21 protein-coding genes are annotated in these 23578 nt (G+C 72.1%); 7 read left to right on the top strand and 14 right to left on the bottom strand.

The genetic code is table 11. The features are described from left to right. Positions 1 to 34: 34 nt before the first annotated feature. From KIT14_06640 to KIT14_06630, 3 genes are all read right to left on the bottom strand, one after another. Positions 35 to 1432: an MATE family efflux transporter gene (locus KIT14_06640; protein MCW5890214.1), complete on the bottom strand. Its 1398-nt coding sequence runs from the start codon at positions 1430 to 1432 to the stop codon at positions 35 to 37. A gap of 64 nt (positions 1433 to 1496) precedes the next feature. Continuing rightward, positions 1497 to 2654 (bottom strand): acetyl-CoA acetyltransferase, encoded by a 1158-nt coding sequence (locus tag KIT14_06635; protein MCW5890213.1) that lies wholly within the window; start codon positions 2652 to 2654, stop codon positions 1497 to 1499. Positions 2655 to 2711: 57 nt separating this feature from the next. Then, a complete protein-coding gene (locus KIT14_06630; protein ID MCW5890212.1) occupies positions 2712 to 4121 on the bottom strand; it encodes an OB-fold domain-containing protein in 1410 nt (469 codons plus the stop codon). Positions 4122 to 4452: 331 nt separating this feature from the next. Here KIT14_06630 and KIT14_06625 point away from each other — a divergent pair, with 331 nt between their 5' ends. From KIT14_06625 to KIT14_06610, 4 genes are all read left to right on the top strand, one after another. Beyond that, positions 4453 to 5964, top strand: a complete 1512-nt coding sequence (locus KIT14_06625; GenBank protein ID MCW5890211.1) for a PLP-dependent aminotransferase family protein — start codon at positions 4453 to 4455, stop codon at positions 5962 to 5964. A gap of 24 nt (positions 5965 to 5988) precedes the next feature. Continuing rightward, entirely contained in the window at positions 5989 to 6876 is an 888-nt protein-coding gene (gene pdxS / locus KIT14_06620) for a pyridoxal 5'-phosphate synthase lyase subunit PdxS (GenBank protein MCW5890210.1), read from the top strand. Continuing rightward, positions 6870 to 7463, top strand: a complete 594-nt coding sequence (pdxT, locus tag KIT14_06615; protein ID MCW5890209.1) for a pyridoxal 5'-phosphate synthase glutaminase subunit PdxT — start codon at positions 6870 to 6872, stop codon at positions 7461 to 7463. The genes pdxS and pdxT overlap by 7 nt, the downstream gene beginning before the upstream one ends. Positions 7464 to 7587: 124 nt before the next feature. After that, positions 7588 to 7746 carry a hypothetical protein gene (locus tag KIT14_06610; protein ID MCW5890208.1) on the top strand — a complete coding sequence of 53 codons (159 nt, stop codon included), beginning with the start codon at positions 7588 to 7590 and terminating at the stop codon, positions 7744 to 7746. Between the two features lie 39 nt (positions 7747 to 7785). On the opposite strand, the gene KIT14_06605 is transcribed toward KIT14_06610, so the two are convergent. Continuing rightward, positions 7786 to 8298 carry a hypothetical protein gene (locus KIT14_06605; GenBank protein ID MCW5890207.1) on the bottom strand — a complete coding sequence of 171 codons (513 nt, stop codon included), beginning with the start codon at positions 8296 to 8298 and terminating at the stop codon, positions 7786 to 7788. Between the two features lie 157 nt (positions 8299 to 8455). Between KIT14_06605 and KIT14_06600 the strand changes: the two genes are divergently transcribed. After that, positions 8456 to 9871, top strand: a complete 1416-nt coding sequence (locus KIT14_06600) for a TonB-dependent receptor (GenBank protein MCW5890206.1) — start codon at positions 8456 to 8458, stop codon at positions 9869 to 9871. Here KIT14_06600 and KIT14_06595 read toward each other — a convergent pair. From KIT14_06595 to KIT14_06565, 7 genes are read right to left on the bottom strand one after another with little or no spacing between them, the layout of a single operon-like run. Next, positions 9858 to 10655: an enoyl-CoA hydratase/isomerase family protein gene (locus KIT14_06595; GenBank protein ID MCW5890205.1), complete on the bottom strand. Its 798-nt coding sequence runs from the start codon at positions 10653 to 10655 to the stop codon at positions 9858 to 9860. The genes KIT14_06600 and KIT14_06595 overlap by 14 nt on opposite strands. 47 nt (positions 10656 to 10702) lie before the next feature. Beyond that, complete coding sequence (locus KIT14_06590) at positions 10703 to 11506, bottom strand: amidohydrolase (GenBank protein ID MCW5890204.1); 804 nt, start codon at positions 11504 to 11506, stop codon at positions 10703 to 10705. Between the two features lie 9 nt (positions 11507 to 11515). Further along, the gene (locus KIT14_06585) at positions 11516 to 12694 is read right to left on the bottom strand and encodes an acyl-CoA dehydrogenase family protein (GenBank protein MCW5890203.1); all 1179 of its coding nucleotides are present in this window, start codon (positions 12692 to 12694) and stop codon (positions 11516 to 11518) included. Positions 12695 to 12747: 53 nt separating this feature from the next. After that, on the bottom strand, positions 12748 to 13023 hold the full coding sequence (locus KIT14_06580; protein MCW5890202.1) for a hypothetical protein: 276 nt from the start codon (positions 13021 to 13023) through the stop codon (positions 12748 to 12750). Beyond that, the gene (locus tag KIT14_06575; GenBank protein MCW5890201.1) at positions 13023 to 13430 is read right to left on the bottom strand and encodes a hypothetical protein; all 408 of its coding nucleotides are present in this window, start codon (positions 13428 to 13430) and stop codon (positions 13023 to 13025) included. The genes KIT14_06580 and KIT14_06575 overlap by 1 nt, the downstream gene beginning before the upstream one ends. A 54-nt stretch (positions 13431 to 13484) precedes the next feature. Next, complete coding sequence (locus tag KIT14_06570) at positions 13485 to 14294, bottom strand: mechanosensitive ion channel family protein (GenBank protein MCW5890200.1); 810 nt, start codon at positions 14292 to 14294, stop codon at positions 13485 to 13487. 43 nt (positions 14295 to 14337) lie between these two features. Then, on the bottom strand, positions 14338 to 16572 hold the full coding sequence (locus KIT14_06565; GenBank protein MCW5890199.1) for a DUF2950 family protein: 2235 nt from the start codon (positions 16570 to 16572) through the stop codon (positions 14338 to 14340). A 145-nt stretch (positions 16573 to 16717) separates the two neighbouring features. Here KIT14_06565 and KIT14_06560 point away from each other — a divergent pair, with 145 nt between their 5' ends. After that, positions 16718 to 18604: an alpha/beta hydrolase gene (locus KIT14_06560; protein MCW5890198.1), complete on the top strand. Its 1887-nt coding sequence runs from the start codon at positions 16718 to 16720 to the stop codon at positions 18602 to 18604. Next, on the top strand, positions 18601 to 19608 hold the full coding sequence (locus KIT14_06555) for a DUF4105 domain-containing protein (GenBank protein ID MCW5890197.1): 1008 nt from the start codon (positions 18601 to 18603) through the stop codon (positions 19606 to 19608). Before KIT14_06560 ends, KIT14_06555 begins: the two co-directional genes overlap by 4 nt. 122 nt (positions 19609 to 19730) lie before the next feature. Here KIT14_06555 and KIT14_06550 read toward each other — a convergent pair whose 3' ends face one another. From KIT14_06550 to KIT14_06540, 3 genes are all read right to left on the bottom strand, one after another. Further along, positions 19731 to 20204 carry an ATP-binding protein gene (locus KIT14_06550; GenBank protein MCW5890196.1) on the bottom strand — a complete coding sequence of 158 codons (474 nt, stop codon included), beginning with the start codon at positions 20202 to 20204 and terminating at the stop codon, positions 19731 to 19733. Between the two features lie 320 nt (positions 20205 to 20524). Then, positions 20525 to 20845 (bottom strand): hypothetical protein, encoded by a 321-nt coding sequence (locus KIT14_06545; protein MCW5890195.1) that lies wholly within the window; start codon positions 20843 to 20845, stop codon positions 20525 to 20527. A gap of 5 nt (positions 20846 to 20850) precedes the next feature. Further along, positions 20851 to 23538 carry a glucosidase gene (locus KIT14_06540; protein ID MCW5890194.1) on the bottom strand — a complete coding sequence of 896 codons (2688 nt, stop codon included), beginning with the start codon at positions 23536 to 23538 and terminating at the stop codon, positions 20851 to 20853. Between the last annotated feature and the right edge of the window lie 40 nt (positions 23539 to 23578).

Genomic DNA, 23578 nt, shown 5'->3' with positions numbered 1-23578 from the left:
CTAGCACGCGGGCCGCGGCCGCCTCAAGGGCGACTCACACCCGCATGCGCTGCCAGGCGCCGGAGCGGAAGCGCCAGCTCTTGAGGCTCGCGCGCACGATGTAGTCGAGGACGAGGGTCAGCCACAGCCACAGGATCGGCAGGCCGAGCACGAAGGTCACGACGTACGACGCGCCGAGGCGCCCGACGTAGAAGCCGAGCAGCGCCACCAGCAGCGGGAAGCGCGTGTCGCCGGCGCCGCGCAGCGCGCCGCTCAGCGTGAAGTCGATGGCCATGAGCGGGTGCACGAGCGCCAGCACCTGGATGAAGGGCACGGCGGCGTCGACCACCGCGGCGTCGTCGACGAAGAGCTGCGCCACCGGGCGCGCCACCGCGAACAGCACGAGGCCGCCCGTCGTCATGAAGGCCATCGACAGCCACACGGCCATCCAGCCGTCGCGCGTGGCGTCGTCGGCGCGACGCGCGCCGAGCGACTGGCCGACGAGCGCACCGGCGGCGGCGCCGAACCCGAGCCCGGGCAGGAAGGCCAGCGCCAGGACGCGCACGCCGATGAAGTAGGCCGCCACCGCGCCGGTGCCGTAGTGCGCCGCGAAGGCCATGTAGGCGAGGAACCCGGCCTGCATGATCGCGTGCTCGATCGCCGCCGGGTAGCCGACGCGCAGCACGCGGCCGACGATCGCCGGCCGCGGCCGCAGCGAGCGCCAGTGCACGGCGAGCGCGAGCCGGCCGCGCAGGAGAAGCCCCACCCCGAGCGCCGCGCCGACCGTGAACGCCGACGCCGTCGCCAGACCCGCACCGCGCACGCCGAGCGCCGGCAGGCCGAAGTGCCCGAAGATGAGGCCCCAGGCGAGAACGACGTTGGTGAGGCCGACGACCGCGCCGATGAGCAGCGGCGTGCGCGTGTCGCCCGCCGCCCGCAGGCTCGCCGACACCGTGAACACCACCGCCGACGGCGCCAGCCCCAGCATCAGCAGGCGGATGAACGGCACCGCCTCCGCCGCGACGCCCGGCTCGATGCGGAAGAGGCCGATCAGCAGCGGCGCACACGGGACGACGACCGCCGCGGTCGCGAGCCCGAGCCCCGCCGCCGCCAGCAGCGACTGTCCGACCGCCGCTTCGGCCGCGGCGCGCTCGCCCGCCCCCACGTGCCGCGCGACGATCGCCAGCGCCCCGGTGCCGACGGCGAACATGGCGAGGTTCATCGCCGACAGCATCTGGACGCCGAGCCCGACCGCGGCCGTGGCATTGGCCCCGAGCCGCCCCACGAGCAGGGCGTCGATCAGCCCGACGATCGACTCGAGCGAGAAGGCCAGGATGACCGGCCACGCGAGGCCCCAGGTGGCGCGCGCCCGGGCGGGCCACGGGGCGCCGGCCAGCTCCTCGGCGAGCGAGACGGGACCGGAGCCGGCCCGGGGAAGCGAGGGCGCGCGCATGCGTGACCGCCCGATCTAGATGGCGGCCACCGCCGTCACAACCGACGGCGGGCGCGACGCCCGTTCAGGGCATCGCGACGATGCAGATGCCGCACGCCTGCGGCGCGCCGCCGATGTTGTGCGACAGGCCCACCGTCGCGTTCTTCACCTGACGCTTCTCGGCCTTGCCCTGCAGCTGCTTGTAGTTCTCGTAGATCATGCGGACGCCGGTGGCCCCCGTCGGGTGACCGAACGTCTTGAGACCGCCGTCGGTGTTGACCGGCAGCTCGCCGTCGAGCGCGAAGGTGCCGCTCTGGATGTGCTCCTTCGCGGAGCCCTTCTCGCAGAAGCCGAGATCCTCGTAGGCGAGCAGCTCGGTCAGCGTGAAGCAGTCGTGCACCTGGGCGACGTCGATCTCCTTGCGCGGGTTGGTGATGCCCGCCTGCGCGTAGACCTGCTTCGCGGCCATCTCGCTCGCGCGCCAGCGCAGGAAGTCGAAGGCCGGATCCTCCTGCGGGTTCGGCGACAGCGCGATGCCGATGCCGCGCACGAGGACGAAGTCGTCGCGGTAGGACTTCGCGAGCTCGCGGCTGGTGATGATCGCCGCGGCGGCGCCGTCGGACTGCGCGGCGCAGTCGTAGAGGCCGAAGGGCCAGGAGATCATGCGCGCGCCCAGGGCGTCTTCGACCGTGATCTCCCGCTTCAGCATCGACTTCGGCGCGAGCGTGCCGTTGTGGTGGTTCTTGACGGCGATCCTGGCGAGGTCCTCGCGGCCGGCGCCGTAGGTCTGGAAGTACTGCGCGGCGCAGAGCGAGAACCAGCCGGCGGGCGTCGCCGGGAGACCGCGCACGCCGGTGACCGCGACGCTCGGCCCCGAGACGCCGCGGTCCTTCGGCTTGTCGAAGCCGACGACCAGCACCGTGTCGTACATGCCCGACGCGACCGCGAAGACGCCGTAGCGGAAGGCGTCGGTGCCGGTGGCGCAGTAGTTCACCACCATGCTGACGGGCCGGTCGTAGAGCTTGAGCGCGTCCGCCACCTCGGCCGTGCCCTTCGACGGGTACTGCGCCCCGCAGAAGACCGCCTCGATCTGCCGCTGCGGATCCTCGATCTTCGCGTCGGCGTAGGCCTCGAACGCGGCCTCGACGATCATGTCCTGCGGGTCCTTGTCCCAGTTCTCGCCGAACTTGGAGCAGCCCATACCGACGATCGCGACCTTGTCCCGGATGGCGTCAGGCTTCATGGCGGGCGGGAGGCTACGACCGGGGTCCGGAAAGTGCAAGGCGCAGCGCGGGTTTGCTCACCGCAGCGGCGTCGACTTCCAGAAGTAGTTCGGCGTCCCGCCGGCCTCGTGGATCTTCCGGAAGGTCAGCTCGACGGGCATGCCGAGCTTCACCTCCTTCGGATCGACGTCGGTCATCTGGAGGTACAGGCGGGCGCCCTCGACGTCGACGATGCCGGCGACCAGCGGCGGATTGGGGCTGCCGGCGAAGTTGTCGAAGGTGAACGACTTCACCGTGCCGACGCGGTCCGAGAGGCGGATCGGCTCGAAGGCGTCCTTGGCGTAGCACTGGAAGCAGACGCGCTGGCGCGGGAACTGCGCCTGGCCGCACTGCGTGCACTTCTGGGCGAGGAGCGTGACGTCGGAGTCGCGGTCGCGGAAGTGCTTGGTTGCCGAGAGGCCGGCGCCGGCGCGGCGGTCGTGCTCGGTGGCCAGCAGCTGGCGGAAGCGGAGGTACATGTCGTAGCTGCGGAACTCGCCGCGGCGCGCGAGGTGCCAGGCGACGCCGCGCTGACCCTCGAGGCGCTCGACCTGCGGCGTGGCCTCGAGCACGAAGGCGTCGGCGCCGTCGCCGTAGCTCGCGAGCAGCAGCGTCTCGCCGGCCTTCGTCTGCGCCAGCGCCGACGCGAGCAGCAGCGGCGCGAACGCGGCGCCGCAGTTGCCGACCTTGCCGAAGAGCGGATCCGCGAGCTGGGTCTTCGGGTCGAGCCCGCATTCCTTCGCGACGGTGCCGAGCGAACGCGCGTCGGGGCCGTAGAAGACGGCGCGGGTGACGCTCTTCGGCGTCAGGCCCGCCTTCTGGAGGAGGCCCGTGACCGCCTCCTTCACGCAGGTGCGATAGCCGTGGTCGACGACGAAGCGGTCCTCCCAGGCGTGCACGAAGGGGTCGCCCTCGGTACGCCAGACGTCGATGATCTCGTCGCTGATCGAGTGCGCGGCGGTGATCGCGAGCGCCACACCCTCGTCACCGACGAGGAAGGCGGCGGCGCCGTCGCCGATGGCGGCCTCGAGCCCGGTGCGCGGCGCCGCCATGCGGGTCTCGCCGACGGTCACCAGCACGCGCTTCGCCGAGCCGGCCTTCACCATGTCGTAGGCCGCCCGCAGGGCGTTGGTGCCGGCGCGCAGCGTGTCGCCGAGGTCGGCGGTGTAGACGTCGCGCCGGAGGTCGAGCGCCTTGGCGACGATCGCCGCGCCCTGCTTCTCCTTGAAGGCGTAGGACGTGGACGCGAAGAGCACGGCGTCGACGGTGCTCCGATCGATCCCGCGCAGCGCGTCGGTGGCGGCGGCGACCGCCATCGTGACGGCGTCCTCGTCCCAGTTCGCGACCGCCTTCTCCGGGCCGCCGGGCTTCGGCGCACCGCCGCCGATGGCGGACAGGGAGAGACGCAGCATCGGGACGTAGGCGCCGTACGCGGTGATTCCGACCATGGTCGGCGGAAGCTACGATGCCCCCCGGCCGGAGTGCAAGAATCGGCGGGGCGCAGCGCAGCCGATCCCCGGCGCACGGCGCGGACCCGCTCCGCGAGGAGCTGCGCGCCGTACGGCGGCGTGACCTCGCGCCGAGCTGCGGATCGCGCGAGGGCGCACCGAGGTTTGCGCGCGTCGTGCGCTCGCCGTCCGCCGGCGCGAGCCCCTGGCCGGCAGACGCGATGGTGCTCGTCGGATGAGCGCGCCGCCTCCAACCAGGACAATACCGGGCCATTCCCGGCGGGGATTGCCCCAATTGACCGGGCCATTTCGACCGGGCTAAGGCTCCGGCGTGCTGATTCCGCTGGAGCGGGGCGGCGCGCGGCCGGTGTTCCGTCAGATCGTGGACTACCTCCGGCGCGCCGTGGAGTCGGGCCGGCTGCCCGCCGGTGCCCGGCTGCCCCCGATCCGCCAGCTCGCGAGCGAGCTCAACGTCAACCGCGAGACGGTCGCCGCCGCGTACCGCGAGCTCGAGACCCTCGGGCTCACCACCTCGGGCGTGGGGCGCGGCACCTTCGTCGTCGAGCGGCCGAGCGGCGCCGCGGCGCCGCCCGCCGACGGCGCCGTCGTGCAGCGCCCGTTCCTGCCGCTGCTCTCGCGCGCCGCGGTCGCGACCGCGGGCCTGCCGGCCGTCGACTACACGGCCCCGGCGGGCGCAGTGCACCTCGAGCGCCTGGTCCCCGACCCGTCGCTCTACCCGGTCGAGCCGTTTCGCCGGGCGCTCGCGCACGTGCTCGGCCGCGACGGCCGCGCGCTCCTCGACTACGGCGACCCGCGCGGCCACGACGGCCTGCGCCGCACGCTCGTCGCGCGGCTCGCGCGCGCCGGCATCGAGGCCGACGTCGACGACGTCGTCGTCACGAGCGGCTCGACGCAGGCGCTGTCGCTCGGCGTACGCGCGTTCTGCGACCCGGGCGACGCCGTCGCCGTCGAGTCACCCACCTACCCCGGCGCGCTCGCGACGCTCGCCGCGCTCGGGCTGCGCGCCGTCCCGGTCCCGATGGACGCCGCCGGGCTCGACCTCGACGCGCTCGAAGGCCTCCTCGCCCGCAGCGGGGCGCGGCTCGTCTACACCATGCCGACGTTCCAGAATCCGACCGGCCTCACGACCGGCCTCGAGCACCGCCGCCGCCTGCTGGCGCTGTCGGCGCGCTACGGCGTGCCGGTGCTCGAGGACGACTTCCAGCTCGACCTGCGCATGGCGGGACGGCCCGAGCCGTCGCTGCGCGCGCTGGATCCGAGCGGTCGCGTGGTCGCGATCGGCACGTTCTCGAAGGCGCTGTTCCCCGGGGTGCGCGTCGGATGGATCGTGGCGCCGCCGCCGATCGCACGCGCCGTCATCGCGCTGAAGCGCGCGAGCGACCTCTCCGGCAGCGCGCCGCTCCAGGCGGCGCTGGCCCGGCTGATCGCCGAGGGCGAGTACGACAAGCACCTGCGCCGCATCCAGGTCGAGCTGCGCCGCCGACACGAGGCCGCGCGCGCGGCGCTCGAGCGGCACCTGCCGAAGGGATCGAGCTTCACCCGCCCCGACGGCGGCCTCGCGCTCTGGGTGACGCTGCCCGAGGCGCTCGACTCGTCGGCGCTGCTGCCCGCGGCCAAGCAGGCCGGCGTCGTCTACACGCCCGGCGGCCCGTTCTTCGCCGACGGCCGCCGCTCGTCGGCGCTGCGTCTGTCCATCGCCGCGGCCGGCCCGGCCGATCTCGAGCGCGGCATCCGCGCGCTCGGCGAGGTCGCACGCGCCGCCCTGCCCCGCGCCCGCGGGCGCGCCACCCCGCCCGCCGAGGGCCTCACCGTCCACGTCTGAAACCCAACCGAGGAGAGCATACCCATGACCGCCGAGAACGAGCCCTTCCGCCTGAAGGTCGCCCTGGCCGAGATGCTGAAGGGCGGCGTCATCCTCGACGTCGTCGACGCCGACCAGGCCCGCATCGCCGAGGAGGCCGGGGCCGCCGCCGTGATGGCACTCGAGCGCGTGCCCGCCGACATCCGTCGCGAGGGCGGCGTCGCCCGCATGTGCGCCATCGAGAAGATCGAGGAGGTGCGCGCCGCGGTGTCGATCCCGGTCATGGCCAAGTGCCGCATCGGCCACTTCGCGGAGGCGCAGCTGCTGGAGGCGCTCGGCGTCGACTTCATCGATGAGAGCGAGGTGCTGACGCCGGCCGACGACGAGCACCACGTCGACAAGCGCGCCTTCCGCGCGCCGTTCGTGTGCGGCTGCCGCGGGCTCGGCGAGGCGCTGCGGCGCATCGGCGAGGGCGCGGCGATGATCCGCTCGAAGGGCGAGGCCGGCACCGGCAACATCGTCGAGGCGGTCCGCCATCTCCGCCAGCTGCGGCGCGAGCTGCGCGCGCTCGCGTCGGCGTCGCGCGACGAGTGGGCCGCGCACGCGAAGACGCTGCAGGCGCCGCTCGAGCTGGTGGCGCAGGTGGCCGAGGCGGGCAAGCTGCCGGTGCCGGTATTCGCCGCGGGCGGCGTCGCCACGCCGGCCGACGCGGCGCTGTGCATGGCGCTCGGCGCCGAGGCCGTGTTCGTCGGCTCGGGCATCTTCAAGGCCGAGGATCCGATGACGCGGGCGAAGGCGATCGTGCGCGCCGTCACGCACTGGGAAGACCCGAAGGCCGTGCTCGACGCCTCGCGCGGGCTCGGGGCGCCGATGCCGGGCCTGGCGATGGACGCCATCCCCGAGGCGCAACGGCTGGCGGGCCGCGGATGGTGACGACCGGCATCCTCGCGGTCCAGGGCGACTTCGCCGCCCACGCCCGTGCGCTCGCCCGCCTCGGCGTGCGCACGGCGTGGGTGCGGCGGCCGGGCGACCTCGCCGTCGTCGACGCGCTGGTGCTGCCGGGCGGCGAGTCGACGGCGATGCTGCACGGCCTGGCACGCGACGGCATGGAGGCGCCGCTCGCCGCCTTCCTGCGCACCGGCAAGCCGGTGCTCGGGACCTGCGCCGGCGCCATCCTGCTGGCGCGCGAGGTGACCAACCCGGCGCAGCGCTCGTTCGGCGCGCTCGACGTGACCATCGAGCGCAACAGCTACGGCACCCAGGTCGACTCGTTCGCCGCGCCGCTCGAGACCACGCCCGACCTCGCCGGCCTGCACGGCGTCTTCATCCGAGCGCCGCGCATCACCCGCGTCGGCGACGGCGTCTGCGTCCTCGCCCGCCACCGCGGCGACCCGGTGCTCGTGCGCCAGGGCCCGATCTGGGCGGCGACATTCCACCCCGAGCTCACCGACGACGACCGCCTGCTGACGCGCTGGCTCGCCGACCTCGTCGGCCGCCACCACGGCGTCGTCGCGGGTTAGTGTCCCGAGTCCGAAGCTCGTTGCCGAAGATCGGGTGGGATCGCGCCGCCTGGCGGGACGTTGCCGCAGATGACGGGCGCGGACGTGGTGGGCGCGCTGGTACCTCGACGCCGGGACGCGCGTCGTGTGGATCGTCCTGGTCGACGAGCGTCGCGTGGTCGTGGTCACGCCCGAGGGCGACGCGACGTACGGGCTCGGCGCGACGCTGCCGGCGCACGCGGCACTGCCGGCGCTGGCACCGGCGGTCGACGACCTCTTCCCGCAGGTCGAAGGCGCCGCGTGACCCGGGGGGCACCGCCGAGCCGGCGGCGCCCCCCGGCCGTCACTGCGCGTCGAGGATCAGCGAGAACGAGCCGTTGCTGAAGGTGAGCGGCGCGAGCCCGCCGTTGTTGGCCACCAGCGTGCCGGAGAACGTGCCCGTGACGCGCGTACCGTCGTAGGACGTGAACGTGACCGAGAGGCCCTCTCCGCCCCAGCCCTTGTCGATCACCGTGCGGCCCTTGAAGCCGGTCTCCGCATACTGGGACGCGCACCCGACCGTCACCGGCAGGGGTCCCTTGATGTCGGCCGAGCAGCCCATGTTGAGGATGCGCGTGAGGACGCTGCGGCCGCGCCTCTTGATCGACGTCCCGCTCAGCGTGACGACGTTGCCCGGCGCGCTGTAGACGGCGAATAGGAACTTCTTCTGCCCGTTGAACTTGCCGCCGGCGCTCAGCGACGCCTTCATCGACTCCTTCTTTTTCTTCTTGGCCAGCGCAGGCCCGGCGGCGACGGGCCCCATCACGAGCGCCGCCACCACGGCGGCGCCGACGAACGTCTTCCAGCGAACGGTCACGATCACGCTCCTTCTGCCCGACGGGATGGACGCCGCCGGATCGATGGTGTCCGGCCAGGATTCCGGGCGAATCCGTAGGGGTCAACCACGGAGAAACCCGTAGGCACCTACGGCCCCGCGTTGCCCACGGCCCGCGCCCGGCGCTAAAGCACCTGCCATGCCGTCGACGCATCAGAAGGCGCTGGAGATCAATCTCGAGAAGAGCTGGTACGGGACCTTCGCCGAGATCGGCGCCGGCCAGGAGACGGCGCGCTGGTTCTTCCGCGTCGGCGGGGCGGCCGGGACCGTGGCCGAGGCCATCTCGGCCTACGACAAGGCGGTCAGCGACCTGCGCTACGGCGCCACGCCGCGCTTCGTCACCCGCAAGCGGCTGCGCGCGATGCTGGCGCAGGAGTGGGACAAGCTGGTCGAGAAGCTCGGCCCGCAGCGCGGCGACCACACCAGCTTCTTCGTGTTCGCGAACACGGTGGCGCAGCGGAGCTGGTCGCGCCACGACGACGGGCACGGCTGGGTCGGGGTGCGCTTCCAGACCGCGCCGGGCGCCGAGCCGTCCGACGTGATCATCCACGCCTTCTGCCGCGACGGCGAGACGGTCCGCGAGCAGGAGGCGCTCGGCGTGCTCGGCGTCAACCTCCTCTGGGCGGCGCTGCGTCACCACGCCGAGCCGGCGCGCATCATCCAGGAGCTGCTCGACGACCTCTCACGCGACCGCATCGAGGTCGACGTCATCGACTTCCGCGGCCCGGCGTTCGCCGGTGTGGACAACCGCCTGATGGCACTCCAGCTGGTCGAGCAGGAGCGTACGGACGCGGCGCTGTTCACCGCCGCCGGCGAGGTCGTGCAGCCCGCCGACGTCCTCTACAAGCGCCCCGTCGTCGTCGAGCGCGGGCAGTTCCGCCCGATCACGCGCCTCACGCACGACATCCTCCACCGCGGCGTCGAGGCGCTGAAGGCGCTGCCCGACGTCGCCGGCGAGGAGCCGCTGGTCGTGCTCGAGATGACGCTGCGCGATCTCACGGTCGCGGAGCAGATCGACCACGAGGACTTCCTCTCGCGCGCCGACGCGCTGGGTGCGCTCGGCCATCACGTCCTCATCTCGCGCTTCGCGCCCTACTACGCGCTGTCGCAGTACCTCGCGCACTACACGAACCGGCCGATCGGCCTGGCCATGGGCATCCCCACGCTCGAGCAGCTCGCCGATGCCCGCTTCTACCAGGACCTGCGCGGCGGGCTGATCGAGTCCGCGGGGCGCCTGTTCACGAACCAGGTGCGGGCGTTCGTCTACCCGCGCCGCGACGCGGGGAGCGGTAGGGTGACCGGGCTGGCGGACTTCGCCCTGACCGGTCCGGCGCAGCACCTGCTCGCCTACCTCGTCGAGACCGGCCAGCTGGTCGCGACGGCGCCGAGCGATCCCGCGCTGCTCGACATCGACCAGGACGCCGTCTGCCAGTTGATCGGCACGCGCGACGCGCGTTGGGAGGCACAGGTGCCGGCGGCGGCGGCCGCGGTCATCCGCGACCGCGGCCTCTTCTGCAAGCGCGCCTGCCCCCCCGGGGTCGTCAGCGTCCCTTGAACGCCGGGGGACGCTTCTCCATGAACGAGCGGATGCCCTCGCGCATGTCGTCGCTGTTCGCGACCAGGGCCTGGGTGAACGCCTCCTCGGCGAAGAGCGTGTCCATGTCGGCCTGCAGCGAGCGGTTGAGCATCCGCTTCGAGAGCCCGAGGGCGAACGTCGGCCCCTCGGCCAGCCGCTTGGCCCACGCCCGCACGGTCGCCTCCAGCTCCGCCGCCGGCACGACCTTGTTGACGAGGCCGAGGCGCTCGGCGTCCTGCGCCGTGAGGTCGTCGCCGAAGAAGACCAGCTCCTTCGCCTTGTGCAGGCCGAGGTGGCGCGGGAGGAGGAAGCCGCCGCCCGCGTCGAGCGCGATGCCGCGGCGCACGAACACCTCGATGAAGCGCGCCTCCTCGGACGCGATCACGAGGTCGCAGGCGTAGGCGAGGTGCGCGCCGAGGCCGGCGGCGACGCCGTTCACGCCGCACACGATCGGCTTCTCGAGATCCCACAGCGCGCGGATGACGCGCTGGCTCGGCTTCATCGCGTCGCGCGTACCGCCCGGATGCGGCGGGCCGGCGGCGCCGGTGGCGGCGCGCGAGCCGGAGAGGTCGGCGCCGGTACAGAAGCCCTTCCCCGTGGCGGTCAGCACGACCGCCCGGATCTCGGGATCCTCGGCGCAGGTCTGGAGGGCCGCGAGATAGGCCTCGCGCATCTCCGCGTTCAGGGCGTTGCGGGCCTCGGGGCGGTTGAGGACGATCCAACCCACCCCGTCCTCGATCGTGAAGCGCAGCGTGTCGCTCATGGGCGTCGTCAGTACGTCCGGCCGCGGCCTGGCCGCAAGCGGGTTGCTCAGATCTTCAGCTTGAAGGCCCGCAGCGCGTTGTCGCGCAGGAAGTTCTGCTTCGCCTGCTCGCCCAGCTCGAGACCGTCGACCTCCGCCAGCACGCGCTCCCACTGCAGCAGCGGGTAGTCGGTGGCGAAGCAGACCTTGGTCTTGCCGAAGGTCTTCATGAAGTGGACGAACGCCGGCGGGTAGTGCTTCGGCACGTGCGCCGAGGTGTCGATCCAGACGTTCTGGTGCTTCCAGGCGACGGCGATCATCTCCTCGGTCCACGGCCAGCCGATGTGGCCGCAGACGATGCGCAGCTCGGGGAAGTCGAGCGCCACCTCGTCGATGTAGAGCGGGCGGCCGGTCTCGGACGGGAACAGCGGGCCCGTGTGGCCGACCTGCGTCTGGAACGCCACGTCGAGCTCGGCGGCCTTGGCGTAGAGCGGGTAGTAGACGCGGTCGGTCGGGACCTTCTTCCACATGAACGGCTCGATGCGCAGGCACACGAAGCCGCAGTTGCGGACGTAGTGGTCGAGCTCGCGCACCGCCTTCATGATGTGGCGCGGGTCGGCGTGGTACTGGCCGAAGATGCGACCCGGATGCGCGTTCTGCGCCTTGGCGACCAGCTCGTTGTCGCCGGCCATGAGCGCCACCTGCACGCCGTGGCGGTCCATGGTGTCGATCATCTTCGCGACGTCGGTGCCGTGGTGGAAGACGTCGAGCATGCCGTAGTTGCGAAAGACGTTCTCGCCGGCCGGGTTCACGCCGGGCGGGGTCGGGGAGATGTACTGCGTCCAGACGTCGACGATGCCGTGTGTGGACATGGCTCTTGGCTATCCTCTCGGCAGGCCCAGCACGCGCTGGGCGATGATGTTGCGCTGCACCTCGCTGCTGCCGGCATAGATGCTCGCCGCGCGCGCCCACAGGTACTCGTACTGCCAGCGCCCCCCGTCCGGCGCTCGCGGATCGCCGCGCTCGAGCGCGCCGTAGGCGCCTTCCACCTCGATGGCGAGATCCTTCATGCGCTGGTCGGTCTCGCTCCACAGCAGCTTCAGGTACGAGCCCTCGGGTCCCGGCTCGCCCTTCCGCATCATCTCCGTCACCTGCCGCCAGGCGACCAGGCGTACGATCTCCGTCTCGATCCACGCCTGCGCGCAGCGTTGACGCACGAGCGGATCCGACGCGACGCGGTCGCGACCGCGCACGAGGCCGAGCACGCCCTGCAGCTCGCCCGCGAGCCGCGCGTGCGGCGCCGAGCCGCCGCGCTCGTGCGCCAGCGTCGTGATGGCGATGTGCCAGCCCTGGTTCAGCCCACCGACCATGTGCTCGCGCGGCACCCGCACGTCGTCGAAGAAGACCTCGTTGAACCACGCGACGCCGGTCATCTCGACGAGCGGCCGGATGGTGATGCCCGGGCTCTTCATGTCGACGAGCAGGAACGTCAGCCCCTTGTGCTTCGGCGCCTGCGGGTCGGTGCGGACGATGAGGATGCACCAGTCGGCGAAGCGCGCGTAGCTGGTCCAGATCTTCTGGCCCGTCACGTGGAAGACGTCGCCCACCAGCTCGGCGCGCGTGCGGCAGGCGGCGAGGTCGGAGCCGGCGTTCGGCTCGGAGAAGCCCTGGCACCACACGTCGTCACCGGTGAGGATGCGCGGCAGGAAGCGACGCTTCTGGGCCTCGGTACCGTGGTGGATCAGCGTCGGGCCGGTGAGCCCGGGGCCGACGCCGATGTCGATCATCGGCGGCGCGCCGCGCCGCGTGTACTCCTCGGCGAAGAGGAACTGCTCGACGGGCGTCGCACCGCGGCCGCCGTACTCGCGCGGCCAGTGCAGCCCCGCCCAGCCGCCGTCGTGCAGCGTGCGCTGCCAGCGGCGCGCGAAGGCGATCTTCTCGGCCGGCTCCTCGGGCTTGTGGCAGGCCGGCGTGCCCCAGCCCGCGGGAAGATGCGCGGCCAGCCACTCGCCGACGCGACGCTGGAAGGCCTCCTCGGCCGGGCTGAGACGCAGGTCCATCGCGCCGGCGGTTGTCGGCGATGGACGGCCACGGCGTCAAGCCGCGGCCGGCGCTATCGCGACTGCTGCCCGGCCCGGTAGCCCTGCTGGTAGGCCTGGTTCTGCGACTCCTCGTGCTTGCCGTAGAGGAAGCCGCCGAGCGCGCCGGCGCCCGCGCCCACCGCAGCGCCGAGACCGGCGTCGCCGGCGATGGCGCCGATGATCGCGCCGCCGCCGGCGCCGATGGCGGCGCCCGAGAGCGTGCGCTGCTGCGTCTGGGTCATGCCGGCACAGCCGGCGGCGGTGAGGGCGAGGGACAGCGCCAGCGCGCCGCACGTCGAGCGTCGCATCACTTCTTCCCCTTCTCGTGGCGCTTCTCCTGCGGGCAGGGCCAGGTCTCGCCGAGGAAGCGGCCGAGCGTCTCGACCGGCACGTCGCCCAGGTACTGCGGATGCGCCTTGCACCACGCGACGAACATCTTCACCGCCTCGACGCGCGTCGGCGGCGGCGAGGGCGGGCAGACCCAGGGCTTCGCCTTCGGGCCGTCGGTGAGCGCCTGCATGTACTGGTACGCGCCGACGAGGTAGCCGTGGCAGAAGCCGATGCCGGCGAGCCGCAGCGGGTCGTCGTCGGCGACCTCGCAGAGGGCGATCAGGTCCTGCGTCGTCTTCACGACGAAGTCCTCGCGGGTGAGGAGCGCGTGCACAGGCGCCGCCGCAAGGAGGGCGGAGGCGAACGCGAGCGCCAGTCGTCCGATGCGCATGAGCCCTCCTGTACGTCGCACCGCTGCGCCGGTCGAGACCGGACGAGCTCAGGTCGTCTGGTGGAAGCGGTAATGCGTCTCCGGCACGGGGTAGCCGGCGCCGCCGAAGGTGTCGACGATCGTGCGGTTGGTGTCGAAGTAGACCTGCCAGTAGTGGTCGGTGTGGGTGTAGGGCCGCACCGCCAGCACGGGGCCCATTGGGGTGAAGTCGATCACCGAGACGTCGGGCCCCGGCGAAGTCACCACGTTCGGGATCTTGGCGAGCGCCTCCTGCAGGCGGCGGATGGCGTCCTGCACGTCGACGCCGTGCGCGATCTGCGCCGTGCGGTCGACGCGCCGATAGGGGTTGGCGGAGTAGTTCTGGATCGTGTCGCTGAAGATCTTCGCGTTGCCGACCAGCGTGACGACGTTGTCCGGCGTGTTGATGTGGGTCGCGAACAGCCCGATCTCCATGACCGTGCCTTCGACGCCGCCGGCGCTGACGTAGTCGCCGACCTTGAACGGCCGCAGGGTGATGAGGAACGTCCCGGCCGCGAGGTTCGAGAGCAGGCCGCCCCACGCCGCGCCGATGGCGACGCCGATGCCGGCGACCAGGGCCGCGAACGACGTCGTCTCGACCCCGAAGTAGCCGAGGATGGCGACGACCAGGATGATGTTCAGCGCGACGGTGATGACGTTGCCGACCCAGCGCATGATCGTCGGATCGACGTGCTGGCGCGTCAGCGCGCGCGAGAGCAGGCGCACGGCCAGGCCGATCAGCCAGCGGCCGAGCATCCAGACGACGATCGCGCCGACGACCTTCAGCCCGAAGGCCACGAGCACCGCGGCGGTGGCGGTCCACACTTCCTGGACGTTCATGGCGGTCCTCCCTCTCTGGTCGAAGCGGGTCGTCGGGGCGGGATCAGCGCACCGGCGTCCAGGTGGCGTCGGGGTCGAAGGCGGTGATCTTCGGCACCAGCTCGGCGGTCTGCGCGCCGAGGTCTTTCTGGAAGACGATGCCCTGCTGGTTCACGAGAAACGTCTGGATGCCGCTGACGCCGTACTCGGCCGGCCAGGCGACGAGCGCGAAGCCGCCCGTCATCTTGCCGTCGGCGACGTAGCTGTGCGCGCCGCCCGGTGCGCTCGCGCCCTGGGCGGTCAGGATGCGGAAGAGATAGCCGTGGTAGGGCCGCGGCGCGGCGCCGGGCTCGGCGGCCCGATAGCCCTCGGCGTCGGCGTCGGCCAGGAACGGGCCGAGCGGGCTCGGGGCCTTGCCGTCGGGGTCGTCCCAGTAGAGGCCGTCGCGCTGTCCGGGCGTGCTGCGCACCTTCTGGGCGTAGACGCCCGTGCCGGCGCCACGATCGGCGGCCGCGTATTCGCGCTGCGCCTCGACGTAGGCGCGCGCGACGTCGATGGCGCCCAGCTCGTTGTTGCCGATGCGCCGGTTGACGATCTCGTCACGGCCCGCGGCGGTGTCGAAGCGCCAGCCGCCGGCGTCCTTCACGAGCGGGATCGGGAACGGCCAGTCTTCGCGACCGAGGATGGCCACGCGGTGCGTGGCGTCGACCTCGTCGATGCGGACCCGCTGGCCGACGGCGTTCGCGAAGCGCACCCGGGCGGCCTTGTCGGCGACGGGGTCGCCCGACGCGACGACGTCCTCGCTCTCCGGCCCGAGGATCGCCGCCACCCTCGCCGCGTCGCCCTTGCGGGCGGCGTCAGCCAGGGCGCGGATCGCCTGCTCGGGAGTCTTGTAGTGCGGCTGGCCCGGCGGCGGGGCAGCCCGGACGCCGGCCGCGACCCCGAGCACGAGCACGAGCGTGAGCATCGACGTGCGCATCAGCGCCTCCTCCCGCCGCCGCCGCCGCGGCGACCGCCTCCACCGCCACCCCCGCGGTGCATGCCGCCCCCGCCCCCGCGTTGCACGCCCCCACCGCCGGAGTAGGACGGCCGCCCGCGGCTGGCCGCGCCGCGGTTGCTGGCCTCGCGCGTGCGGTTGCCGTCGCCGTAGCCGCCGAACGCCGCCGCCGTGCTCGGACGCCCACCGGGTCGGGTCTCGGACGATTGCCGCCGGGCCGCTCGGGACGCCCGCCCGGCCGCGCACCGCCGCCCGCCTCGGGACGCCCGCCCGGCCGCACCGCCGCCCGCCTCGGGACGCCCGCCGCCGGGACGCCCGGTCTCGGGACGTCCGCCTGTCGCTCGGGGCGACCGGGACTTGCCCCGGCCGCGAGCGGCCCGCCTCGCCGAAGCCGCGGGCCGCGTCGCGCTGCGCGCGATCGCGCGTCGCCGCGCGGTCCCTGGCGGCGTAGCGGTCGCGGTCCCGCGCGTTGTCGTAGCCGACGCCGCGGCGGTGCTCCGGGTCGTGCTGCCACTTCTTCCCGTTCACGCGGACGTTGTTGACGTTGACGTTCTTGTTGACGTTGACGTTGTTCTTGCCGCCGCCACCGCCGCCGTAGTGGTTGTTCACGTAGACGTCGTGGTCGTGCCAGTCGAAGGCACCCGCGATGAGAGCGCCGGTCGCCATGCCGGCGCCGAAGGTGAGCAGCGTCCCGCCCCAGGTCGCGGTCGGCGGATAGAGGGCCGGATAGGCGACCGGAGCGGCGGCGTAGGTGGGGCCGTAGACCGTGGGCGGATACGTCGGCACGTAGACGACCTGCGGATCGGCCGGCTGGATGACGATCGTCTGCTGCTCCTTCACCACCGTCTGCTTGGCGTCGCTCTTCAGCGTGCCGGCCGCGTCGGCCTTGGCGCGCATGCGTTGTACGGCGTCCATGACGGCGGCCTGCTGGTCGAGGAAGGCGTTGCCGAGCGCCTGGGTCCAGTCGAGATTCGCCGACATGCGCTCGAGCACGTCGGGGAAGTGGCAGAGCCACTTCACGCTCGCGTCCCAGTCCTGTCCCTCGAGGGCCTCGTCGAGCGCGTCGCCGGTGAGCTTCGACTGCTTCGCCCAGCGGTCGGCCTCGACGATCTCGAGGGGGTACGTGGCCGCGATGCACACCTGGCTCAACAGCGAATCGGGATACAGGGCGACCGGGGCCACCAGCTCGTCGAGCTGGTCGTTCGTCAGCTTCGCGCCGTCGGCCGCTCGGGCGACGCCCGCCAGCAGCGGCAGCAGGACGGCCGCCGCCGCGAAGAGCCTTTGCCATCGTCTCGTCGTCATCGGCCCTTCTCCTCACCGCGAGTCGAGGTCTCGGATCCCTCCTAGACGGGTTGTTGGTCACTCCGCAATCCAGTCAGACGATCCTCTCGCGCATGGGGTGTGGGGCTGCATTGCCGCGCGTCCGGGGCTTCGCTACAGGCAGCACGTGCCACGACTCGCACACGCCCGCGTCGCGACGGTCGGCCTGGCGCTCGTCCTGCTCGCCGCGTGCGCGGCTCCGGTCCGCGTCCACCGCGGCGACCCGAGGACCGTCCACCGCGAGCTCACGCGCAGCGTGCTGACCAGCCGCGCGCTGAGCGGACCGACCCACAACGTCCTCCATCGCTTCGGCATGATCGAGCAGTTCGAGAAGGACCCGGTGGCGGTCATGACCGCGCTGCACGCCGACGTCGCGGGCGGCGACGGCGACCCCGACGTCGTCTTCGCGCTCGCCGAGCTGTCGTTCGCCCACGCGGAGCGGGCGAAGGCCCCGTCGCACTACCTGGCGTCCGCGGTCTACGCCTGGGCGTTCCTGTTCCCGGTGCGCCGCGACTTCGTGCCGCACCGCTTCGACCCGCGGGTCCGCCTCGCCGCCGACCTCTACAACCTCGGGCTCACGAACGGCCTCGAGGCGGACGGCGGCAAGCACGTCGCCATCCAGGCCGGAACGTATCCGCTGCCCTTCGGCACGCTCGAGGTCACGTTCGACGAATCCCAGCTCCACTGGGGCGACCGCAAGCTCGCCGACTTCGCGCCCGCCGCCGAGCTCCAGGTACACGGGCTCGCGGAGCGGTATCGGCGGACGGGTCTCGGCGCGCCGCTCGCCGCCGGCACGGTGCCGCTCGACCCAGCGCGCGAGCCCGACCAGTTCATCCCGCCGCGCACGCGCGTCCCGGTCACGGCGCTGCTGCGCATCCCCGAGCCGCGCAAGCAGATCGCGAGCGGCACGGTGCACGGCACGCTCGAGCTGCTCGACGCCCTGGTCACCGAGACCGTGCGTGTCGGCGACCGCGACGTGCCCCTCGAGGTCGAGCCCACCGCGGCGCTCGCCTACATGCTGACGGAGCAGCGACCCTGGGAGCTCGAGCTGAAGGGCTTCTTCGGCGGCGCGCTCCCCGGCATCACCGAGCCCACGCGGCTGCGGGCCGTCCAGCCCTACCGCCGCGGCCGCATCCCCGTCGTCTTCGTCCACGGCACCGCGTCGAGCCCCGCGCGCTGGGCAGACATGGTGAACGATCTCTCGAACGATCCGCAGATCCGCGACCACTTCCAGTTCTGGTACTTCGGCTACGACACCGGCAACCCGATCCTGTTCACCGCCGACCAGCTCCGCCAGCTGCTGCGCGAGGCCGTCGAGCGCCTCGATCCCGACGGCACCGACGCCGCGCTGCGCGACATGGTCGTCATCGGTCACAGCCAGGGCGGGCTGCTGACGAAGACCACCGCGATCGACAGCGGCGACGCCTTCTACTACTGGAAGACGCCGCTCGATCAGCTGAAGATGAAGCCCGAGACGCGCGAGTACTTCCGCCGCATCCTCTTCCTCCGGCCCCTGCCCTTCGTGACGCGCGTGATCTTCATCGCCACGCCGCACGGCGGCAGCTACATCGCCGGCAACTGGATCGCGCACCAGGTGGCGCGCTTCATCCAGATGCCCGCGCGCGTGATGAACTCGGTCGCCGAGGTGGTGAAGGGCAACCCCGAGCTGGCGTCGTTTCGCGCCCCGACCGCGGTCGACAACATGACGCCCACGAATCCGTTCGTGAAGGCGCTCGGCAAGATGTCCGTCGCGCCGGGCATCGCCTCGCACTCGATCGTGGCGGTACAGGGCAACGGGCCGGTCGAGAACGGCGACGACGGCGTCGTCGAGTACCAGAGCGCGCACCGCACCGACGTCGACTCGGAGATCGTCGTGCGCTCGCCGCACTCGTGCCAGTCGAATCCGGCGACGATCGCGGAGGTGCGGCGCATCCTGAAGCTCCACCTCGACCAGTACGAGCACCGCAGCACGACGCCGCCGGAGCCCGAGCACGTGGGCGCGTCGCCGTCGTGATGCGCGTCGTCGGGCGGGGACTCGTCGTCCTCGTCGCCCTCGCCGTCGTCGCGTGGGGCGCGGGCGCGCTGCACTTCGCCGGACCCGGCGGCGGGCACGTTCCCGACGTGCTGGCAGGCGTCTGGGTCGCCGGCACGCTCGCGATCCTCGGCGCGGTACGGCCCTTCGGCCGCAAGATGGTGGCCTTCGGGCTCGCCGTCGCGCTCCTCTTCGGCTGGTGGGCCACGGTCCTGCCGAGCAACGACCGCAACTGGTCGCCCGACGTCGCCCGCCTGCCCCACGGCGAGGTGCACGGCGACCTGCTCACGCTCCACGACGTCCGCGACTTCGACTATCGCTCCGAAACGGACTGGACCGAGCGCTGGGAGACGCGCACCTACGACCTCGCGAAGCTCGAGGGCGTCGACCTGTTCCTCTCCTACTGGGGGTCGCCCGCGATCGCGCACACGATCATGAGCTGGCGGTTCTCGGACAGGCAGCATCTCGCGATCTCGATCGAGCTGCGCAAGGAGGTCGGCGAGGTGTACTCGCCCATCGCCGGCTTCTTCCGGCACTACGAGCTGTACTACGTCGTCGCCGACGAGCGGGATCTCGTGCGCCTGCGCACCAACTATCGAGGCGAGAACGTCTTCGTCTACCCGCTGCGCATGCCCGCCTCGCGCGCACGCAAGGTGCTGCTCGACTACGTGGCGCGCATGAACGCCCTCGTCACCCAGCCGGCGTTCTACAACACCCTGACGCAGAACTGCACGACGACGATCCGCACGCACATCCTGCACATCGGCGGCTCGATGCCGCTCGACTACCGCCTGCTCGCGAACGGCTACTCCGACCAGCTCCTCTACGAGCGCGAGGCGATCGACACGAGCCGCCCCTTCGAGCTGGTGCGTGCCAACGCCTCGATCGACGCGCGGGCGAAGGCGGCCGACCAGGACCCGGCGTTCTCCGATCGCATCCGCGACGGCGTCGCAGTGCCGCCGCCGTGGCCGGACCCTGCACCGTAGCCCTCGACGAACGCCCCCGAGGAACCCCTGTCGGACTCGGGCATCGAACCGCCCAGCGCAACCGTCGGTCAGCGCGTTGCCCGAAGCTCATCGACGAGCACCGGGCGTGCGATGCCCACCGCCTATGCCTCCTCGCTGGCGCCGGCATCCACCCGCTGCTCCAGATCCCCGAGCACGTCCTCGATCTGCGCCAGCGCCGAGCGCAGGTCGTCGGCGATCTCCTGCGCCAAGAGGTGCGGCTCGGGGAGGCTCGCCGAATCCTCCAGGCTCTCGTCGCGCAGCCAGAAGAGGTCGAGGCTCACCTTGTCGCGGGCGAGGATCTCGTCGTGGGCGTACGGTCGCCAGCGGCCGTCCGGCGTCGCCTCGGACCACGTCGCCTGCCGCTGGTTCCGATCTCCGGGGCGGTAGCACGCGACGAACTCGTCGAGGTCGGCGCGCGTCATGCGCTTGGTCTTGAGCGTGAAGTGCTTGAGCGTGCCGCCCGACGTGTTGGCGAAGGCGACGATGGTCTTGAGCGCCCCGTCCGGGGAGAACAGGTCACGCTTGAACTCCAGCGTCTTGCCCTCGGGGCGCTCGAGGATCTCGACCAAGTCCACGGCGCTCGGCAACGAACTCGGAAGCGCATGGCGGCATCGAGCTTCCGAGTCGACAACCGGGTACTGGGGTTGCTGGTGCGCCAACGACCCTGCGGTTCAGCGGCGGCGCGCAGAGCCGTCCGCGACAACCGCGGCCTGGCTTGCCCTCGGCGTGACGTCAGACTTGCCTCTTCCTGGATATGACTCCATCGGACAGCCACACGTGCCGTAGGCGGTAGCGACGGACCGGGTCGACCTTGCGGGACACGAGCGGTCCGACGGCAATTGCGGCGCCTATCACTCCGAACGTGGCGACCTGCAGGAGAACGCGGCGTTCAGGTTCACGCCACGGCTCGAGCGCCGGCCGCAGTGCTCCGTAAAGCGGCTCGACGCCTCACGCCGCCTACCTCCTCGCACAGCTCGACGAGCGGCACCGCCTCCACGCCGTCGGCGATGGGGAAGCGTTCGGTGCCGCCATACACGATGAGGCGCCGATCCGGGCGCACCGTTTCACAGGCGAGCTGAAAGCCGCGCTCGAACCTCGGCGCGAGACCGCGCTTGATCTCGATGGCCCACGGCTTCCGCCGGCCGGGGAGCTTCAGGAATTGTAAGGATGAACCAGGACGCAAGGGCGATGAGCTGGCACCGTCGGGCGCGCGCATTGCGCCTACGCCCGCCCCGGCAGCGCCGGCCGCACGACGGCGACCACGCCCTCGTGGCTGCGTGCTGCCTCGGGCGTCATGTCCGCGGAGAGTGCGATCAGGCGGCCGACGAGCCCGGTCCACCCCGTCTGGTGGCTGGCGCCGATGCCGGCACCGTCGTCGCCGTGGAAGTACTCGTAGAAGAGCAGGTGATCGCGCCAGTACGGATCGGCCTGGAACTTCTCCGCGCCGCCGAACACGGGACGGCGGCCGTCGGCGCCGCGCAGGAAGATGCCGTTCAGCCGGCGCACCACCTCCATGGCGACCTCGTAGAGCGTGCACATCCGCCCCGAGCCGGTCGGACATTCCACCCGGAAATCGTCGCCGTGGTAGGCGTACAGCTGCACCAGCGCGCGCACGATGAGGAGGTTCATCGGCATCCACACCGGACCGCGCCAGTTGGAGTTGCCGCCGAAGAGGCCCGACGTCGACTCCGCCGGCTCGTAGGCCACGCGGTGCTCCTCGCCGCCGGCGACGAAGACGAACGGGTGGCGCAGGTGGTGGCGCGAGAGCGCGCGAATGCCGTGCGGCGAGAGGAACTCGTCTTCGTCGAGGAGACGGGCCAGCACGCGGCGGAGCTTGTCGGGCCCGAGGATGCCGAGCATCCGCCGCCCGCCGAGCCCCGGCGCCAGCGGCGCGATGCCTTCCGTGACCTCCGGCCGCCGCGCGAGGAAGCGCCGGATGCGCGCGAGCAGGTTCGGGAAGCGCGTCTCGAGCCCGGCGGGGAAGACCGTGGTCGCGCAGAGCGGCAGGAGCCCGACGAGCGAGCGCACCTTGAGGCGCATCGCCGTGCCGTCGGGCAGGCGCAGCAGGTCGTAGAAGAAGCCGTCCTCGTCGTCCCAGAGGTCGTCGTGCGCCTCGCCCATGCGGTCCATCGCGGCGGCGATCCACAGGAAGTGCTCGACGAACTTGAGGGCGAGATCCTCGTACAACGGATCGTCGGCAGCCAGCTCGAGCGCGATCTGGAGCATGCTCTGGCAGAAGAGCGCCATCCACGCCGTGCCGTCGGCCTGCTCGAGGTGGCCGCCGGTCGGCAGCGGCTTCGAGCGGTCGAAGACGCCGATGTTGTCGAGCCCGAGGAAGCCGCCCTCGAAGACGTTGCGCCCGGTCGGATCCTTGCGGTTCACCCACCAGGTGAAGTTGACGAGCAGCTTGTGGAAGGCGTCGCGCAGGAAGGCGTGGTCGCCGGTGCCGCGCATCGCCCGCTCCATCGCCCACACGTGATAGACGGCCCACGCGTGCACCGGCGGGTTGACGTCGCCGAAGTTCCACTCGTAGGCGGGCATCTGGCCGTTCGGGTGGAGGTACAGCTCGCGCAGCATGAGCGTGAGCTGGCTCTTCGCGAAGTCGACGTCGACGGGCGCCAGCGCGACCGCGTGGAAGGCGAGGTCCCACGCCGCGTACCACGGGTACTCCCACTTGTCGGGCATCGAGATGACGTCGTCGTTGAGCATGTGGAACCAGTCGCCGTTGCGCTGCCCGAGGCGGCGCGGCAGCGACGGGCTGGCGCCGTGCTCGCGCAGCCACTGGTCGACGTCGAAGTAGTAGTACTGCTTGCCCCAGAGCATCCCGGCGACCGACTGGCGCAGCACGCGGCGGCCGTCCTCGCCGAGGGCCGCGGGCGCGAGCGTGTCGTGGAAGGCGTCGGCCTCCGCCCGGCGCGTCGCGACGCTGGCGTCGAAGTCGGCGAACGGGTCGGTCGCGTCGGGGCGCCGCAGGCGCAGGCGCATCACCATCGTCCCGCCCGCCGGCACCTCGGCGCGGCGGTGTGCCGCCGCCTTCGTACCGCGGCGGCCCGGATTCACCGCGCCGGGACGGCCGTCGACGAGCCAGGTGTGGAAGGCGTCCTTCACCCACGGCGTCGCGTTGGGTCGTCCGCCGAGGCGCGCGGTGTTGGTCTCGTTCTCGGTGAAGACGAGCGTCGCGACGTCCTCGACGTGGAGGTGCATCGTGCCGAGCGCCGGGTGCTCGGCGATCACCACGCCGGCCGCGTCCCAGAGGAGAGGGCGCTCGGCGTCGGGCCGATGGGACCACGTGTTGCGGAACCACAGCGTCGGCAGGAGGTGCAGCACCGCCGCGTCGGGGCCGCGGTTGTGCGCCGTGATGCGCACCAGGGTGTCCTCGGGCGACGCCTTCGCGTACTCGACCTCGACGTCGAAGTAGCGGTCGTCGGCGAAGACGCCCGTGTCGAGCAGCTCGTACTCGAGCTCGGTGCGCGTGCGCGCGCGGTTGGTCTCGACGAGGTCGGCATAGGGGAAGGCGCGCTGCGGGTATTTGTAGAGGCAGCGCATGTACGAATGGGTCGGCGTGCCGTCGAGGTAGAACCAGTACTCCTTCACGTCCTCGCCGTGGTTGCCCTCGCCGTTGGCGAGCCCGAACATGCGCTCCTTCAGGATCGGGTCCTTGCCGTTCCAGAGCGCGAGCGCGAAGCAGAGCCGCTGCTGGTCGTCGGACCAGCCGGCGATGCCGTCCTCGCCCCAACGATACGCGCGCGAGCGCGCATGATCGTGCGGAAACGACTCCCAGGCCGAGCCGTCGGGACTGTAGTCCTCGCGCACGGTGCCCCACTGGCGCTCGCTGAGGTACGGCCCCCAGCGGCGCCACGGGACCGCCTCGCGGCGGCATGCTTCGAGTCGCTCGTGCTCGGCGGACATCGTCTCTCGATAGATGGCGGCGCGGCGTCGCGCCAGACAG

Source organism: bacterium (assembly GCA_026129405.1).
Taxonomy (GTDB): domain Bacteria; phylum Desulfobacterota; class Binatia; order DP-6; family DP-6; genus JAHCID01.
The sequence above is the reverse complement of the archived record's forward strand: the minus strand, read 5'-3'. Positions and strand labels throughout refer to the sequence as shown.

Coding starts and splice junctions, on each gene's coding strand:
- KIT14_06580 (MCW5890202.1), bottom strand. CDS start 13,023: ATGCGACGCTCGACGTGCGGCGCGCTGGCGCTGTCCCTCGCCCTCACC.
- pdxS (MCW5890210.1), top strand. CDS start 5,989: ATGACCGCCGAGAACGAGCCCTTCCGCCTGAAGGTCGCCCTGGCCGAG.
- KIT14_06540 (MCW5890194.1), bottom strand. CDS start 23,538: ATGTCCGCCGAGCACGAGCGACTCGAAGCATGCCGCCGCGAGGCGGTC.
- KIT14_06640 (MCW5890214.1), bottom strand. CDS start 1,432: ATGCGCGCGCCCTCGCTTCCCCGGGCCGGCTCCGGTCCCGTCTCGCTC.
- pdxT (MCW5890209.1), top strand. CDS start 6,870: ATGGTGACGACCGGCATCCTCGCGGTCCAGGGCGACTTCGCCGCCCAC.
- KIT14_06585 (MCW5890203.1), bottom strand. CDS start 12,694: ATGGACCTGCGTCTCAGCCCGGCCGAGGAGGCCTTCCAGCGTCGCGTC.
- KIT14_06590 (MCW5890204.1), bottom strand. CDS start 11,506: ATGTCCACACACGGCATCGTCGACGTCTGGACGCAGTACATCTCCCCG.
- KIT14_06570 (MCW5890200.1), bottom strand. CDS start 14,294: ATGAACGTCCAGGAAGTGTGGACCGCCACCGCCGCGGTGCTCGTGGCC.
- KIT14_06600 (MCW5890206.1), top strand. CDS start 8,456: ATGCCGTCGACGCATCAGAAGGCGCTGGAGATCAATCTCGAGAAGAGC.
- KIT14_06565 (MCW5890199.1), bottom strand. CDS start 16,572: ATGACGACGAGACGATGGCAAAGGCTCTTCGCGGCGGCGGCCGTCCTG.
- KIT14_06545 (MCW5890195.1), bottom strand. CDS start 20,845: ATGCGCGCGCCCGACGGTGCCAGCTCATCGCCCTTGCGTCCTGGTTCA.
- KIT14_06630 (MCW5890212.1), bottom strand. CDS start 4,121: ATGGTCGGAATCACCGCGTACGGCGCCTACGTCCCGATGCTGCGTCTC.
- KIT14_06595 (MCW5890205.1), bottom strand. CDS start 10,655: ATGAGCGACACGCTGCGCTTCACGATCGAGGACGGGGTGGGTTGGATC.
- KIT14_06635 (MCW5890213.1), bottom strand. CDS start 2,654: ATGAAGCCTGACGCCATCCGGGACAAGGTCGCGATCGTCGGTATGGGC.